The organism is Enterobacter cloacae complex sp. ECL411 (assembly GCF_021869665.1).
Lineage (GTDB): Bacteria > Pseudomonadota > Gammaproteobacteria > Enterobacterales > Enterobacteriaceae > Enterobacter > Enterobacter intestinihominis.
The window spans coordinates 1,879,238-1,894,962 of sequence record NZ_CP091486.1; the positions used below are offsets into that span (position 1 = coordinate 1,879,238).

Genomic DNA, 15,725 nt, shown 5'->3' on the forward strand with positions numbered 1-15,725 from the left:
AGTCTGGAATGAGAAAAGCAAATAAAGTAAAACGTTGTTTTGATTTTGTGATACAGGCAGCCGAAGCTGCCTGAAAGAGCGTTACTCTCCGCGCAGATGGCGGGCAGTCAATTCTTCAAGAGACGTCAGCCTGACATCCGCGAGGGCAAAGCGGGGATCGTGTCGGCCTTCTTCAGCCGGCACAACGATGGAGCGCATACGTGCGGCTTTGGACGCCACCATGCCGTTAACCGAATCTTCCAGCGCCACACAGGTAAGCGGATCCAGCCCCAGTTTCGCGGCGCAGTCCATATACACCTGCGGATGTGGCTTGCTGTAAGGAAGCTTTTCGGCCGAGGCCAGCGCGTCGAAGCTGTCGCGCAGCCCGAACATCGTCAGCACTTTTTCCAGCATATGCAGAGGTGAGGCAGAGGCAAGCCCCACTTTCAGCCCTTGCGCCTTGCACAGGGCGATAGCGTCGCGTACGCCCGGTAACAGAGGCTTATTCTCTTCTACAAGGGAGATAGCACGGTTGATAATGCGCGCCGTAACTTCGTCGCGATCCGGGCCAACCCATGGCTGGTGGGCATACCAAAGGTCAACCACCATATCGATGCGCAGCCCCAGAGTATCGGGAAGCTCATTACGACGACTGATATCGACGCCGAGGCTGGCCATCACGTCCAGTTCAGCCCGATCCCACAGGGGTTCGGAATCAATCAACAATCCATCCATGTCAAAAATAGCGGCAAGTATCTGGCGCGGTGTCGACATTACAACATCTCCTTATCTTGGGGGTAAGACGAACGGTGCTAAGCACAAGCAATTTAGCATATTGCATTCAAAGATCGGGCGAAAATGACCGACAGCAGGTAGACTTAGGCACAAATAACGCGTCTTTATGAAGAGGAACTAATGACGTATCAACAAGCTGGACGCATCGCAGTCTTAAAACGTATTGCTGGTTGGGTTATTTTCATTCCCGCCCTGATTTCAACGCTGATCTCCGTACTTAAATTTATGTACGATCACAGCGAAAAACAGCCGGGCATTAATGCCGTCATGCTCGATTTTGCCCACGTCATGATTGAGATGATGCGGTTTAACACCCCATTCCTGAACGTCTTCTGGTTCAACTCGCCCACCCCGGATTTTCATCACCAGCTGAATGTCGGGTTCTGGATAATCTATGCATTGATCTTTATCGCGATGGCGTTGCAGGCCTCCGGCGCGCGCATGAGTCGCCAGACCCGCTTTTTACGCGAAGGGGTGGAAGATCAGCTGATACTTGAGAAGGCGAAAGGCCCTGACGGGATGAGCCGCGAGCAGATCGAATCGCGCATTGTCGTTCCGCGTCATACCATTTTTGTGCAGTTTTTCCCGCTCTATATCCTGCCGGTTATTATCATTGTGGCCGGGTATTTCTTCTTTACGCTGCTCGGCTTCCTGTAATGTCAAAGGGGGCGTATTGCCGCCCCCTCCCGCTATGCCGCCAGGATACGGTCCAGCGCCCGCTGGGCATTCACCAGATGACTCCCGCCAAACAAAATCGCCCGGTTTAGCAAGGTGTACAGCTGATAAACCGGCTGACGTTCAAGGAAACCCGCAGGTAACGGCGAGACAGACTGATAGCCATCATAAATTTGCGGCGGCTGTTCAGGGTGCAACGGCAGCATCGCGAGGTCACATTCTCTGTCGCCCCAGTAGCAGGCCGGGTCAAATATATAGGGACCATCAGGCCCAAGCGCGCAGTTGTTCGACCATAAATCACCGTGCAGAAGGGAAGCCTGAGGCTGATGCGAAGCCAGACGCTGCTGAATGTGTTCAACAATCGCGTCGATGTTGCCGAACGCTAGTCCCTTTTCAGCGGCCAGCTCCAGCTGCCAGCCTATGCGCTGCTCGGCAAAAAAAGTCGACCAGCGGCGTTGCCACGCGTTTGGCTGTGGGGTGGTTGAGAGGTCGTTATCGAAATCGAGCCCAAACTGAGGTTGATCGCTCCACTGGTGCAAACGGGCGATCTGTTGGCCGAGAATAAAGGCGTTGTGCGCATCCAGAGGGCGCGCCGGAAGATAGTTCATCACCAGAAAGCTGTAGTCACGATCGCTGCCAACGGCTAAAACCTGTGGAACGTTGACTGTTTTACTGCGCGATAACAACTCAAGCTGATCGGCTTCGGCCGTAAAAATGGGGAGCAATTCGCGCTCATCACATTTTACGAAGAGATCGCGCCCGGCGTAACGTAAATGCCATGCGGCATGGATCTCTCCGCCTGGCAGTTCGTTACGCAGTTCAATTTCACCTTCACCCAGTTGCTCACTTAAAAGATGACTGATAGCCTGCCACATGATGTCTCTCCCATGTTGTCTGCCAGATCATAAAGTTAGCGCAAAACGGCTATAAAAAAACAGGAACTAACGCACAACTGAGCGGTTTAATTTTGTACAGGGCACTTATTGCTCTTTTTTATGCCAGTTTTCCCAGCTATCCACATCAATTTCCGTGGCTTTGTCAGTCACGCTTTCCACCAGGCTACTGGCCAGCGCCTTCACCTCCTCCTGACTCAGCGGGCTTATCAGGCCAAAGGCCAGCGAGCCGAGATCGTGAATATTGCCCTCATCGTCCGTCAGCGTGAGCAGAAAATTCGCCCGCGTGAAAGCGTTGTTGAGTTCATTCAGTTCGGTCAGCGATGCTTCATGAATATTGACGGTTACGACGTAGCGGGTGATATCACCACTGCTCATAATTCACCTCGTTGTTATCCTGAAAGTTTTCTTAGCATAGTCGATAAGCCATATTTGGCGACTTCCCCCTCCACGGGAAGGGGAAGCACGTTCAGCTTCTCGCCAGGTAATCGACAATTTTCTGAGTATCCGCAAGCGAACACAGACGGGTTCCCTGATTGATGGTGGCAGCGCTCCCTGCCGCGACGCCATAGCGTGCCATCTCCAGAAGCGAAGCGCCCTGCGCCAGCTTCAGCACCATCGCGCCAACCATACTGTCACCGGCACCCACGGTACTCTGACTTTTCATCGGCGGTGGAACAACCTGCACGCAGCCCGTCTTGTCGACGGCCAGCGCACCCTGAGGACCGAGAGAGACTACAACGCGATGCGCTTTGCCCGTGCGTACCAGCTCTTCTGCGGCAGTACGCACGTCATCAGGCTGGTTGAGCTCGCGATTGACAAGCGCACTGAGCTCTTTCTGGTTAGGTTTGACAAGTTCAAGTTGTCCGGGCTCTAACGCCGCCTTCAGGGCATCGCCTGAGCTATCGACAATGCAGCGGATGCCGCGCTGGAGCACCGCCTGAACCAGTGCCGTCAGCTTTTCTGTTTTGACGCCCGGCGGCAGGCTACCGCTGATCACCAGCAATGAGCCGCTTTCAATGGTCAGCACTTTCTCTTCCAGTTGACGAAACTCATCATCGCTCAACTTCGCCCCTGGCATCACAAAACGATATTGCTCGCCGCTGGATTCAACATGGACATGCAGGTTTTGCCGGGTCCAGTCTCTGGCGTCAACGGTATCTACGGCAACCTGTTCATCTGCCAGCAACGCAACCAGATGCTCACCCGTGGCGCCGCCAGCGGGGAAGATGGCGGTTGCTTTTCCGCCGAGATGGGTAATGGCACGCGCCACGTTAATGCCGCCGCCGCCCGGCTCAAACACCGGCGCGCTACAGCGCAGCTTACCTTCCGGATAGATTTGCGGCGTCATGGTCGCAGAGTCGAGGGAAGGGGAGAGCGTCAGCGTGTAAATCGAAGCCATCATGACCTCCTTTTATCATGGGTTATTTTAAGCCTGGCACCGTTTGGCAGGAAGGCAACGTAAATAACAGTATGATTTTAAAAATGAATGCTGACAAAAAACCTTGGCCGGGTATATACATTAAATCGCATTTTGGGATCGTTCTTATTCAAAAAATGAAAGAAGAAATTATTGCTATGTTATTTGCGGCTTTTTATAATTTGTTACCTTTCTATGGTCGCCTTGTCATTGATCCGCAAGAAAGTTTCCGAGACCGTGACGGTCTCTTTTTATGTTGTACGGACTCCTAAAATAAATGAAGCTTTTGAAGACAGTACCCGCAGCACTGATGCTGGCGGGTGGCGTATTTGCGTCACTGAATGCAACCGCCGATGATACCGTTTTTACTGTCATGGACGATCCCTCCACTGCCAAAAAACCCTTTGAAGGTAACGTGAATGCCGGGTATCTGGCGCAATCCGGTAACACGAAAAGCTCCTCCATGACCGCAGACAGCACCCTGACCTGGTACGGCAACACCACGGCCTGGTCGCTGTGGGGCAATGCCAGCAACACGTCTGCTAACGATGAACGCTCCTCTGAGAAATACGCGGTAGGTGGGCGTAGCCGTTACAACATGACAGATTATGACTACCTGTTTGGGCAGGCGAGTTGGCTTACTGACCGCTACAACGGCTATCGCCAGCGCGATGTCATGACTGCGGGTTATGGTCGTCAGTTCCTGAATGGACCGGTGCACAGCCTCCGTTTTGAATTCGGTCCGGGTGTCCGTTACGACGAGTACACCAACGGCGAAGATGAAACCCAGCCGCTGGGTTATGCATCGGGCACCTACGCATGGCAAATGACTGACAACGCGAAATTCACCCAGGGTGTGTCGGTGTTTGGTGCTGAAGATACAACGCTGAACTCTGAAAGTGCGTTGAACGTGGCTATCAACGAACACTTTGGACTCAAGGTGGCGTACAACGTAACCTGGAACTCATCACCGCCTGATTCCGCGCCGGAACATACCGATCGCCGAACCACGATTTCTTTAGGTTATAAAATGTAATTTCTTCGGGCCGGGACTATTCTCGGCCTGTTTTTTATTTTTTGAAACTGTGCTTATTTATATTAAACGGCGTTTTGAAATAATAGGCATGCTTTCGTCTTCATAATTTCTCCATAATTAGGCGACCAGGCCTTATTCAGTTTATTTGACACGATTTGATAAATAATTTGACTAGGCAAAAGTGTGATCCAGATCTACACTTACGGCACAGGCAAAAAACTCGCCTCAGGCATTTCTGCATTAATTAAGTATGAGAACAGAATTATGAAAAAAATCAAAACCGCTACAGCAGCGATGGTGCTTTCCGCACTTTCATTTGGCGTATTTGCTGCTGATAATATGACGCAACCTGCCAGTGACGTTAACAGCCCAGTCGGGATCGCTAAAGCCTCTGATGTTGAAGCAGGCTCCAACATTGCCCCTGGCTCCCAGTCTACCGGCCAGTCAATGAATGATGCATTTGATGTACACAAGCTGGTGGCGGGTGAGTGGTCCTGATATTTCTATTGCCACATGTGATGGAATATATACGCTGTCCCAGCCTGGCGAAAACCGGATTATGACGTACCGGTTTTGGACCATAAATTATCGTAAAGATAGTTAAGATTTATTCAGTAAATTCACGGCACGTTTTCGCTGACATAATATTAGCCCCAGATCATCGCGGCCCAACGCAGCAGCAACATCGCGCCGCAAATAGCGATTAACACCACGACCATTTTCCAGTGCTTAACGGCAAATCTTTTTGTTGGCATAACCCATTCCTTGTCAGTTGATACCCTTAGTCTACCAAAGTCTGCGCCAGAAAGCGCTTTACCCGGGACAACAGGTTATGCCAGAACAGCGGTTCGGCTTAAAACCAGTGGAATCTGTCGGCCAGTATCAATACCAGACCAGCAGCGGAAAGTAGATTCAATATCACAACGGTTCTGCTCGATACATTCATGTGATACCCCTTCGATGTTTAAGGACCAGATCAAGAATAGCTCAGCACTTTCGGATTGCGAGCCCCCGTCAACAAAAGTTCATGAACGCAGACATAAGGATGAGCGGTTCAAATCGGTCGCGGGAAGGTGCATTCGCCCTGTTAATAGTGTTACCATTACGCTGCTTGCCGTAAATCCGCATTTATCTGAATCGGCAGGTGCATGATGACGAACCAATTTGACGATTGTTGGTCAGATGGTTTCGTAATCTACTGTTTAATCACGATTATTTTCTTTGTATATGCTCTTATGTGTGGGGCATCACTGCAAATAAGGATATAAAATGCCTGTAATTACTCTTCCTGATGGCAGCCAACGCCATTTCGACCACGCTGTAAGCCCAATGGATGTTGCCCTGGATATCGGTCCTGGACTCGCAAAAGCAACCATTGCAGGCCGCGTAAACGGTGAGCTGGTAGACGCGTCCGATCTGATTGAAAGCGATGCAACGCTTGCGATCATCACCGCGAAAGACGAAGAAGGTCTGGAGATCATTCGTCACTCCTGTGCGCACCTGTTAGGTCATGCTATTAAGCAGCTGTGGCCCAACACCAAAATGGCGATCGGCCCGGTTATCGACAACGGCTTCTACTACGACGTTGACCTTGACCACACCCTGACACAGGAAGATATCGACGCGCTCGAAAAACGTATGCATGAGCTCGCCGAAACGAACTATGACGTCATCAAGAAGAAAGTCAGCTGGCATGAAGCGCGTGAAACCTTCGTGAAGCGCGGCGAGAGCTATAAAGTCTCGATTCTTGATGAAAACATCGCTCATGATGACAAGCCTGGCTTGTACCATCACGAAGAATATGTCGACATGTGCCGTGGACCGCACGTGCCGAATATGCGCTTCTGTCATCACTTCAAACTGATGAAAATCGCAGGCGCCTACTGGCGTGGCGACAGCAACAATAAAATGTTGCAGCGTATCTATGGTACCGCATGGGCCGATAAGAAAGCCCTGAACGCGTACCTGCAACGCCTGGAAGAGGCGGCTAAGCGTGACCACCGTAAAATCGGTAAGCAGCTTGACCTGTATCATATGCAGGAAGAAGCGCCGGGGATGGTGTTCTGGCATAACGACGGCTGGACAATCTTCCGTGAACTGGAAACGTTCGTGCGCTCCAAGCTGAAAGAGTACCAGTATCAGGAAGTGAAAGGCCCGTTCATGATGGACCGTGTGCTGTGGGAAAAAACCGGCCACTGGGACAACTACAAAGATGCGATGTTCACCACTTCGTCTGAGAACCGTGAATACTGCATCAAGCCAATGAACTGTCCGGGCCACGTTCAGATCTTCAACCAGGGTCTGAAATCCTACCGCGATCTGCCGCTGCGTATGGCGGAGTTCGGTAGCTGCCACCGTAACGAGCCATCAGGTGCGCTGCACGGGCTGATGCGTGTTCGTGGCTTTACTCAGGATGATGCGCATATCTTCTGTACTGAAGATCAGGTACGTGATGAAGTTAACGCCTGTATTCGTATGGTCTACGATATGTACAGCACCTTTGGCTTCGAGAAGATCGTGGTCAAACTCTCAACGCGTCCGGAAAAACGTATCGGTAGCGATGAGACATGGGATCGCGCAGAAGCGGATCTCGCCGTGGCGCTGGAAGAGAACGGTATTCCGTTCGAATACCAGCTGGGCGAGGGCGCATTCTACGGTCCAAAAATTGAATTTACCCTGTATGACTGCCTCGATCGCGCATGGCAGTGCGGAACGGTACAGCTGGACTTCTCCCTGCCGCAGCGTTTAAGCGCCTCTTATGTTGGCGAAGACAACGAGCGTCAGGTGCCGGTTATGATTCACCGTGCGATTCTCGGTTCACTGGAGCGCTTCATCGGCATCCTGACTGAAGAGTTCGCGGGCTTCTTCCCAACCTGGCTTGCGCCAGTGCAGGTAGTTGTGATGAACATTACCGATTCTCAGGCGGATTACGTTAAAGAATTGACGCAGAAACTACAAAATGCGGGCATTCGCGTAAAAGCAGACTTGAGAAATGAGAAGATTGGCTTTAAAATCCGCGAGCACACTTTACGTCGTGTCCCGTATATGTTGGTCTGTGGTGATAAAGAGGTGGAAGCAGGCAAAGTTGCCGTTCGCACCCGCCGTGGTAAAGACCTGGGGAGCCTGGACGTAAGTGAAGTGATTGAGAAGCTGCAACAAGAGATTCGCAGCCGCAGTCTTCAACAACTGGAGGAATAAGGTATTAAAGGCGGAAAACGAGTTCAAACGGCACGTCCGAATCGTATCAATGGCGAGATTCGCGCCCAGGAAGTTCGCTTAACAGATCTTGAAGGTGAACCACTGGGGATTGTGAGTCTGAGAGAAGCGATCGAAAAAGCTGAAGAAGCTGGAGTAGATTTAGTTGAAATCAGCCCTAACGCCGAACCGCCAGTTTGTCGTATTATGGACTACGGCAAGTTCCTTTATGAAAAGAGTAAATCTTCTAAGGAACAGAAGAAGAAGCAAAAAGTTATCCAGGTTAAGGAAATCAAATTCCGTCCTGGTACCGACGATGGCGATTATCAGGTAAAACTCCGCAGCCTGATTCGCTTTCTGGAAGATGGCGATAAGGCCAAGATCACGCTGCGTTTCCGCGGTCGTGAGATGGCCCACCAACAGATTGGTATGGAAGTGCTTAACCGCGTCCGTGAAGATCTGAGTGAACTGGCAGTAGTCGAATCCTTCCCAACGAAGATCGAAGGCCGCCAGATGATCATGGTGCTCGCTCCTAAGAAGAAACAGTAAGGCCTTCAAGCAGCAAAATCTGTGGAGCCTTCGGGCCCCATAGGTTTTGTTCGCCTATGTTTCGTTTATTTAACAATGCGAAGTGGAAGTTATTAAAATGCCAAAAATTAAGACCGTACGCGGTGCTGCTAAGCGCTTCAAAAAAACCGGTAAAGGTGGTTTTAAGCACAAGCACGCTAACCTGCGTCACATTCTGACTAAGAAAGCTACCAAGCGTAAACGTCACCTGCGTCCAAAAGCCATGGTTTCTAAAGGCGATCTGGGCCTGGTCATCGCGTGCCTGCCGTACGCATAAGTCGTTAACGTTTAACTTTTTTAACTTAGAATAGATACAGGAGAGCACACATGGCTCGCGTAAAACGTGGTGTAATTGCACGTGCACGTCACAAGAAAATTTTGAAACAAGCTAAAGGCTACTACGGTGCGCGTTCACGCGTATACCGCGTTGCCTTCCAGGCTGTTATCAAAGCAGGTCAGTACGCTTACCGTGACCGTCGTCAGCGTAAGCGTCAGTTCCGTCAACTGTGGATTGCGCGTATCAACGCAGCAGCACGTCAGAACGGTATTTCTTACAGCAAATTCATCAACGGCCTGAAAAAAGCCTCTGTTGAAATCGACCGTAAGATCCTGGCTGACATCGCAGTATTCGACAAAGTAGCGTTCACCGCTCTGGTCGAAAAAGCGAAAGCAGCACTGGCATAAGCCAGTTGAAAGAGGGGGCTTTGCTCCCTCTTTTCATATCGCCTTATCAGAAGATTGACATTTACCCGTCCAGGCTTTTCAATAAGGTCTTAACGGTTTTTACCCTACAAGGTAACGCAAGCATGAATGCTGCTATTTTCCGCTTCTTCTTTTACTTTAGCACCTGACTTCAGGAGGCTAGCGCGTGAAAGATGAAACGAAAAACAGCGCCAGATAAGCCTCCCGATGGAGGCTTTTTTTGTGCCTGAATTTGAGAGATTACGTCCAACAATTCGGTGTCTGCACCGACATAATGAGGAAAACCATGTCACATCTCGCAGAGCTGGTTGCCAGTGCAACGGCCGCCATTAACCAGGCCTCAGATGTTGCCGCGTTAGACAATGTCCGCGTCGAATATCTGGGCAAGAAAGGGCATCTGACCCTTCAGATGACTACCCTGCGTGAACTGCCAGCAGAGGAGCGCCCGGCAGCAGGTGCAATGATTAACGAAGCCAAAGAGCAGGTACAACAGGCGCTGAACGCACGTAAAGCCGAGCTGGAAAGCGCAGTATTGAATGCGCGTCTGGCGGCAGAAACGATTGACGTTTCTCTGCCGGGTCGCCGTATCGAAAACGGCGGTCTGCATCCGGTTACCCGTACTATCGATCGTATTGAAAGTTTCTTCGGTGAGCTCGGCTTTACCGTGGCGACTGGCCCGGAAATTGAAGATGACTACCACAACTTCGATGCCCTTAACATTCCTGGCCATCATCCGGCACGCGCTGACCACGACACTTTCTGGTTTGACGCCACCCGTCTGCTGCGTACTCAGACATCTGGCGTTCAGATCCGTACCATGAAGGAGCAGGCTCCACCGATCCGCATCATCGCGCCGGGTCGCGTATACCGTAACGACTACGATCAGACCCACACCCCAATGTTCCACCAGATGGAAGGTCTGATTGTTGATAAAAACATCAGCTTCACCAACCTGAAAGGCACACTGCACGATTTCCTGAACAACTTCTTTGAGGAAGATTTGCAGGTTCGTTTCCGTCCGTCCTACTTCCCGTTCACTGAACCTTCTGCGGAAGTTGACGTGATGGGTAAAAACGGTAAATGGCTGGAAGTGCTGGGCTGCGGCATGGTGCATCCAAACGTACTGCGCAACGTAGGTATCGATCCGGAAGTATACTCCGGCTTTGCGTTCGGTATGGGCATGGAGCGTCTTACCATGCTGCGCTACGGCGTAACCGACTTACGTGCGTTCTTCGAAAACGATCTGCGTTTCCTCAAACAGTTTAAATAAGGGCAGGAAAGAACAATGAAATTCAGTGAACTGTGGTTACGCGAATGGGTTAACACCACGCTGGACAGCGACGCGCTTTCTAACCAGATCACCATGGCGGGTCTGGAAGTTGATGGCGTGGATCCTGTTTCTGGCGCCTTTACCGGCGTCGTGGTAGGTGAAGTGGTTGAGTGTGGCCAGCACCCTAACGCCGACAAACTGCGCGTAACAAAAGTCAATGTGGGCGGTGACCGTCTGCTGGATATCGTCTGCGGTGCGCCAAACTGCCGACAGGGCCTGAAGGTAGCCGTGGCGACCGTCGGCGCGGTACTGCCGGGCGATTTCAAAATCAAAGCGGCTAAGCTGCGCGGTGAGCCGTCTGAAGGCATGCTGTGCTCCTTCTCCGAGCTGGGCATTTCCGACGATCACTCCGGGATTATCGAGCTGCCGCAGGATGCACCAGTGGGTACCGATATCCGCGAATACCTGAAGCTTGATGACAACACCATCGAAATCAGCGTGACGCCAAACCGTGCCGACTGCTTAGGTATCATCGGTGTAGCCCGCGACGTGGCCGTTCTGAACCAGACCGAACTGAACGAGCCGGAGATCGCTCCGGTTGAGGCAACCATCAGTGACGTGCTGCCGATTCAGGTTGACGCCCCTGACGCATGTCCGCGCTACCTCGGTCGCGTGGTGAAAGGCATCAACGTTAAAGCGCCAACCCCGCTGTGGATGAAAGAGAAACTGCGTCGCTGTGGTATCCGTTCTATCGACGCTGTGGTTGACGTGACCAACTATGTTCTGCTGGAGCTGGGCCAGCCAATGCACGCCTTCGATAAAGATCGTATCGAAGGGGGTATTATTGTGCGCATGGCGAAAGAGGGCGAAACCCTGGTTCTGCTGGACGGCAGCGAAGCGAAACTGAACGCCGACACTCTGGTAATTGCCGATCACAACAAAGCGCTGGCGATGGGCGGGATCTTCGGCGGCGAGCACTCTGGCGTCAACGACGAAACGCAAAACGTCCTGCTGGAATGCGCGTTCTTCAGCCCGCTCTCCATCACCGGCCGCGCACGCCGTCACGGTCTGCACACTGACGCTTCTCACCGCTATGAGCGTGGCGTGGATCCTGCGCTGCAATACAAAGCGATGGAGCGTGCGACTCGCCTGCTGATCGACATCTGCGGCGGCGAAGCGGGTCCGGTTATCGATGTGACCAACCAAGCGGCGCTGCCGAAGCGTGCGACCATTACTCTGCGCCGCAGCAAGCTGGATCGTTTGATTGGTCACCACGTTGCCGATGCGCAGGTGACCGACATTCTGACGCGTCTGGGCTGCGAAGTGACTGAAGGTCAGGATGAATGGAAAGCCGTTGCGCCATCCTGGCGTTTCGACATGGAGATCGAAGAAGATCTGGTGGAAGAAGTGGCCCGCGTGTACGGCTACAACAATATCCCTGACGAGCCGGTGCAGGCGGGTCTGGTGATGGGCAGCCATCGCGAAGCCGATCTGTCACTGAAGCGTGTGAAAACCATGCTGAACGACAAAGGCTACCAGGAAGTGATCACCTACAGCTTCGTTGATCCTAAGCTGCAACAGCTGATCCACCCGGGTCAGGAAGCGCTGATCCTGCCAAGCCCGATCTCCAGCGAGATGTCAGCGATGCGTCTGTCCCTGTGGACGGGACTGCTGGGTACTATCGTTTATAACCAGAACCGTCAGCAGAACCGCGTGCGTATTTTCGAAAGCGGTTTGCGCTTTGTACCGGATACTCAGGCCAATTTAGGCATCCGTCAGGATCTCATGCTGGCCGGCGCCATCAGCGGTAACCGCTATGAAGAGCACTGGGACCTGGCAAAAGGGACGGTTGATTTCTACGATATGAAGGGCGATCTGGAAGCGATTCTCGATCTGACCGGTAAATTATCCGAAATTGAATTCCGCGCAGAAGCGATTCCAGCCCTGCATCCGGGCCAGAGTGCGGCGATCTATTTAGACGGCAAACGTGTTGGTTTTATTGGGGTTGTTCACCCGGAGCTGGAACGTAAGCTGGATCTGAATGGCCGTACCATCGTATTCGAGCTGGAGTGGAACCCGGTTGCAGACCGCGTCATTCCTCAGGCAAAGGACGTCTCACGCTTCCCGGCAAACCGCCGTGATATCGCGGTTGTGGTCGCTGAAAATGTGCCCGCAGCAGATATTTTGGCCGAATGTAAGAAAGTTGGCGTAAATCAGGTAGTTGGCGTAAACTTATTTGACGTGTACCGCGGCAAGGGCGTAGCAGAAGGTTTCAAGAGCCTCGCTATTAGCCTTATCCTTCAGGATACCAGCCGTACACTCGAAGAAGAGGAGATTGCCGCTACCGTCGCCAAATGTGTAGAGGCATTAAAAGAGCGATTCCAGGCATCATTGAGGGATTGAACCTATGGCGCTTACAAAAGCTGAAATGTCAGAATATCTGTTTGATAAGCTTGGGCTTAGCAAACGGGATGCCAAAGAGCTGGTAGAGCTGTTTTTCGAAGAGATCCGTCGTGCTCTGGAAAATGGTGAGCAGGTTAAACTCTCCGGCTTTGGCAATTTTGATTTGCGAGACAAAAACCAACGTCCGGGCCGTAACCCGAAGACGGGGGAAGATATTCCCATTACAGCCCGCCGCGTGGTGACCTTCAGACCCGGACAGAAGTTAAAAAGCCGTGTCGAAAACGCAACGCCCAAAGCAGAGTAATATGAACTAATTAAAAAGGCCGCTCACGCGGCCTTTTTTCTTTGCGCTATTTGCTAAACCCGCCGTAAAATCAATGATATCTCAACCGGATAACCTATCGTCTATGCTTGATCTTGCCCGTCTTCAGCACCGCTCCGATCTCCGCCGCCTGTGTCTGCTCGGGGTGCTGATGATTGTCGCCACCACCGTCAGCCTGTGTGCGGGCGATCGGTGGCTGGGACCGGAAAGCTGGTTTACGCCTGAGGGACAGCTCTTTGTCTGGCAGATCCGCCTGCCACGGACGCTGGCTGTGCTTTTAGTCGGCGCTGCGCTGGCGCTGTGCGGCACGATCATGCAGGCATTATTTGAAAACCCTCTGGCGGAACCCGGACTTCTCGGGGTGTCGAATGGCGCAGGCGTCGGGCTTATCGCCGCCGTGATGCTGGGGGGAGGCGAGCTCTCCGCCTGGGGGATTAGCCTCAGCGCCATCCTTGGCGCGCTGTTGATAACCCTTATCCTTCTGCGCTTTGCTCGTCGCCATTTATCCACCAGCCGGCTGCTGCTTGCCGGGGTAGCGTTGGGGATCATCTGTAGCGCGCTGATGACATGGGCCGTCTACTTCTCCACCTCTTTCGATCTGCGTCAGTTAATGTACTGGATGATGGGGGGATTTGGTGGCGTTGACTGGCGTCAGGGGTGGCTGATGGTGCTCCTGATCCCGGTCATCCTGTGGACGGCGTTCCAGGCGCAGCCGCTAAATATTCTCGCGCTGGGCGAAACGTCTGCTCGCCAGCTCGGGATGCCGATTGGCTTCTGGCGCAACGCGCTGGTTATCGCCATCGGCTGGATGGTGGGCGTAAGCGTGGCGCTGGCGGGGGCGATTGGCTTTATTGGGCTGGTGATCCCGCATATGCTGCGCCTGTGCGGTATTACGGACCACCGAACCCTGCTTCCGACCTCGGCGGTTGCCGGGGCGGCAACACTGCTGATTGCCGATATCATCGCCCGGCTTGCGCTGACGGCCGCTGAGTTGCCGATAGGCGTGGTGACCGCAACGCTGGGCGCACCGGTCTTTATCTGGCTACTATTAAAAGCTGGACGTTAAAACACAACCTGTAAGTCAACCTGAGGGAATGCTATGCAGTCTGATATTCTGAATACCGAAGTGACTACCATTGACGGCGAGAAAACCACGCTGGAAGGCTACAAGGGCAAGGTACTGCTCATCGTGAACGTGGCATCGAAATGTGGCCTTACGCCGCAGTATGAACAGCTGGAAAACATTCATAAAGCCTGGGAAAAAGACGGCTTTACCGTACTCGGCTTCCCGTGCAACCAGTTCCTGGGCCAGGAGCCTGGCAGCGAAGAGGAGATTAAGACCTTTTGCAGCACAACCTATGGTGTGACGTTCCCGATGTTCAGCAAAATTGATGTGAACGGGGAAAATCGTCATCCGCTGTATGCCAAACTGGTGGCCGCGGCGCCGACCGCCGTTGCGCCTGAAGAGAGTGGTTTCTATGAGCGTATGGCGAGCAAAGGTCGCGCGCCGCTCTATCCGGACGATATTCTGTGGAACTTCGAAAAATTCCTGATTGGCCGTGACGGTCAGGTCGTGCAGCGTTTCTCGCCTGACATGACGCCTGAAGATCCTATCGTGATGGAATCAATCAAGCTGGCGCTGGCGAAATAATGACGCTGCTGATGCAGCTCACAGGCGTTGCCGGGAAGGGACGTCTTGAGCCTGTTACCGCCGCAGTCAACGCAGGTGAAATCCTTCACCTGGTTGGGCCTAACGGCGCCGGAAAAAGCACGCTGCTGGCGCGCATGGCGGGGCTGACCCGCGGGGAAGGGGAGATTACCTTTCTCGGGCAATCGCTCGTCAACTGGCTACCCTCTACACTCGCCTCCCGTCGAAGCTATCTGGTTCAGCAGCAGGTTCCGCCCTTTGCAATGCCCGTCTGGCACTACCTGACGCTGCACCTGCCTGATAGAAATCAGGTAGCATTGCTCCATGACGTTGCTGCGGCGCTCGGGTTAGACGATAAGCTCACCCGACAGGCCAGCCAGCTTTCCGGTGGCGAATGGCAGCGCGTGCGTCTGGCCGCCGTCATCCTTCAGGTTCATCCGGTGGGAAATCCTCACGGGCGGTTGCTGCTGCTGGACGAGCCGATGAGCGGACTGGACGTTGCCCAGCAGGCAGCGCTGGATACACTGCTCAGCGCGCTGTGTCGCAAGGGCATCGCCATTGTGATGAGCAGCCATGATTTAAACCATACGTTGCGCCACGCGCATCGGGTGTGGTTGCTGGCGCGTGGCAAACTGATTGCCAGCGGAACGCGCGACAGCGTGCTGACGGCCCCCAATCTTGCGAGTGCTTACCACATGTCGTTCCGGAGGCTGGATATTGAAGGCCACAAGATGCTCATTTCCACGACGCAGGAGTAACCTTTCTTGCACAGCCGCATAGATGCACGCTAAATTACCGAAAGAACAAAAAAAGCAGAGGA

21 protein-coding genes and 1 other annotated feature are annotated in these 15,725 nt (G+C 52.9%); of the genes, 15 read left to right on the top strand and 6 right to left on the bottom strand.

Going from position 1 to position 15,725, the window contains the following annotated elements; all coding sequences use genetic code 11:
• Positions 1-81 precede the first annotated feature (81 nt).
• Entirely contained in the window at positions 82-753 is a 672-nt protein-coding gene (gene hxpB, locus L3069_RS09030; RefSeq protein WP_022647828.1) for a hexitol phosphatase HxpB, read from the bottom strand.
• A gap of 141 nt (positions 754-894) precedes the next feature.
• On the opposite strand from hxpB, the gene L3069_RS09035 reads away from it, so the two are divergent.
• Positions 895-1,431: a YniB family protein gene (locus L3069_RS09035; protein ID WP_015570741.1), complete on the top strand. Its 537-nt coding sequence runs from the start codon at positions 895-897 to the stop codon at positions 1,429-1,431.
• A gap of 32 nt (positions 1,432-1,463) precedes the next feature.
• Here L3069_RS09035 and L3069_RS09040 read toward each other — a convergent pair whose 3' ends face one another.
• The 3 genes from L3069_RS09040 to pfkB form a co-directional block, all read right to left on the bottom strand.
• On the bottom strand, positions 1,464-2,324 hold the full coding sequence (locus L3069_RS09040) for a fructosamine kinase family protein (RefSeq protein ID WP_022647830.1): 861 nt from the start codon (positions 2,322-2,324) through the stop codon (positions 1,464-1,466).
• 105 nt (positions 2,325-2,429) lie between these two features.
• The gene (ghoS, locus tag L3069_RS09045; RefSeq protein WP_003857822.1) at positions 2,430-2,720 is read right to left on the bottom strand and encodes a type V toxin-antitoxin system endoribonuclease antitoxin GhoS; all 291 of its coding nucleotides are present in this window, start codon (positions 2,718-2,720) and stop codon (positions 2,430-2,432) included.
• 91 nt (positions 2,721-2,811) lie between these two features.
• Positions 2,812-3,744: a 6-phosphofructokinase II gene (gene pfkB, locus L3069_RS09050; protein ID WP_022647831.1), complete on the bottom strand. Its 933-nt coding sequence runs from the start codon at positions 3,742-3,744 to the stop codon at positions 2,812-2,814.
• A 17-nt stretch (positions 3,745-3,761) separates the two neighbouring features.
• Here pfkB and L3069_RS09055 point away from each other — a divergent pair, with 17 nt between their 5' ends.
• The 3 genes from L3069_RS09055 (at position 3,762) to L3069_RS09065 (ending at position 5,296) form a co-directional block, all read left to right on the top strand.
• Positions 3,762-4,034, top strand: a complete 273-nt coding sequence (locus tag L3069_RS09055; protein WP_038415894.1) for a hypothetical protein — start codon at positions 3,762-3,764, stop codon at positions 4,032-4,034.
• A 5-nt stretch (positions 4,035-4,039) separates the two neighbouring features.
• Positions 4,040-4,798 carry a YdiY family protein gene (locus L3069_RS09060; protein ID WP_022647833.1) on the top strand — a complete coding sequence of 253 codons (759 nt, stop codon included), beginning with the start codon at positions 4,040-4,042 and terminating at the stop codon, positions 4,796-4,798.
• A 264-nt stretch (positions 4,799-5,062) separates the two neighbouring features.
• Positions 5,063-5,296: a hypothetical protein gene (locus tag L3069_RS09065; RefSeq protein ID WP_032622263.1), complete on the top strand. Its 234-nt coding sequence runs from the start codon at positions 5,063-5,065 to the stop codon at positions 5,294-5,296.
• 149 nt (positions 5,297-5,445) lie between these two features.
• On the opposite strand, the gene yniD is transcribed toward L3069_RS09065, so the two are convergent.
• Together yniD and yncL are read right to left on the bottom strand one after the other, a co-directional pair.
• Entirely contained in the window at positions 5,446-5,553 is a 108-nt protein-coding gene (gene yniD / locus L3069_RS09070) for a small membrane protein YniD (protein ID WP_003857815.1), read from the bottom strand.
• 98 nt (positions 5,554-5,651) lie between these two features.
• Positions 5,652-5,744 carry a stress response membrane protein YncL gene (gene yncL, locus L3069_RS09075; RefSeq protein ID WP_071785204.1) on the bottom strand — a complete coding sequence of 31 codons (93 nt, stop codon included), beginning with the start codon at positions 5,742-5,744 and terminating at the stop codon, positions 5,652-5,654.
• 323 nt (positions 5,745-6,067) lie between these two features.
• Here yncL and thrS point away from each other — a divergent pair, with 323 nt between their 5' ends.
• The 11 genes from thrS (at position 6,068) to btuD (ending at position 15,663) form a co-directional block, all read left to right on the top strand.
• The gene (thrS, locus tag L3069_RS09080; RefSeq protein ID WP_006809077.1) at positions 6,068-7,996 is read left to right on the top strand and encodes a threonine--tRNA ligase; all 1,929 of its coding nucleotides are present in this window, start codon (positions 6,068-6,070) and stop codon (positions 7,994-7,996) included.
• Between the two features lie 3 nt (positions 7,997-7,999).
• Entirely contained in the window at positions 8,000-8,542 is a 543-nt protein-coding gene (gene infC / locus L3069_RS09085; protein ID WP_059443439.1) for a translation initiation factor IF-3, read from the top strand.
• Positions 8,543-8,639: 97 nt separating this feature from the next.
• Positions 8,640-8,837, top strand: coding sequence for a 50S ribosomal protein L35 (rpmI, locus tag L3069_RS09090; protein WP_001124225.1), 198 nt, complete (start codon positions 8,640-8,642; stop codon positions 8,835-8,837).
• Positions 8,838-8,887: 50 nt separating this feature from the next.
• Positions 8,888-9,244, top strand: coding sequence for a 50S ribosomal protein L20 (rplT, locus tag L3069_RS09095; protein ID WP_000124850.1), 357 nt, complete (start codon positions 8,888-8,890; stop codon positions 9,242-9,244).
• A gap of 117 nt (positions 9,245-9,361) precedes the next feature.
• Positions 9,362-9,486 (top strand) — a sequence feature (Phe leader region).
• On the top strand, positions 9,367-9,411 hold the full coding sequence (gene pheM / locus L3069_RS09100) for a pheST operon leader peptide PheM (RefSeq protein WP_001386830.1): 45 nt from the start codon (positions 9,367-9,369) through the stop codon (positions 9,409-9,411). Its footprint overlaps the feature before it by 45 nt.
• A 62-nt stretch (positions 9,487-9,548) precedes the next feature.
• Positions 9,549-10,532 carry a phenylalanine--tRNA ligase subunit alpha gene (gene pheS, locus L3069_RS09105; RefSeq protein ID WP_063135932.1) on the top strand — a complete coding sequence of 328 codons (984 nt, stop codon included), beginning with the start codon at positions 9,549-9,551 and terminating at the stop codon, positions 10,530-10,532.
• A gap of 15 nt (positions 10,533-10,547) precedes the next feature.
• Complete coding sequence (pheT, locus tag L3069_RS09110; protein WP_038415896.1) at positions 10,548-12,935, top strand: phenylalanine--tRNA ligase subunit beta; 2,388 nt, start codon at positions 10,548-10,550, stop codon at positions 12,933-12,935.
• A gap of 4 nt (positions 12,936-12,939) precedes the next feature.
• Positions 12,940-13,239 carry an integration host factor subunit alpha gene (gene ihfA, locus L3069_RS09115; RefSeq protein ID WP_003857805.1) on the top strand — a complete coding sequence of 100 codons (300 nt, stop codon included), beginning with the start codon at positions 12,940-12,942 and terminating at the stop codon, positions 13,237-13,239.
• 103 nt (positions 13,240-13,342) lie between these two features.
• Entirely contained in the window at positions 13,343-14,323 is a 981-nt protein-coding gene (gene btuC / locus L3069_RS09120; protein ID WP_038415897.1) for a vitamin B12 ABC transporter permease BtuC, read from the top strand.
• Positions 14,324-14,356: 33 nt separating this feature from the next.
• On the top strand, positions 14,357-14,908 hold the full coding sequence (locus tag L3069_RS09125) for a glutathione peroxidase (RefSeq protein WP_022650905.1): 552 nt from the start codon (positions 14,357-14,359) through the stop codon (positions 14,906-14,908).
• Positions 14,908-15,663 carry a vitamin B12 ABC transporter ATP-binding protein BtuD gene (gene btuD / locus L3069_RS09130; protein ID WP_038415898.1) on the top strand — a complete coding sequence of 252 codons (756 nt, stop codon included), beginning with the start codon at positions 14,908-14,910 and terminating at the stop codon, positions 15,661-15,663. The genes L3069_RS09125 and btuD overlap by 1 nt, the downstream gene beginning before the upstream one ends.
• The last annotated feature ends 62 nt before the right edge of the window (positions 15,664-15,725 follow it).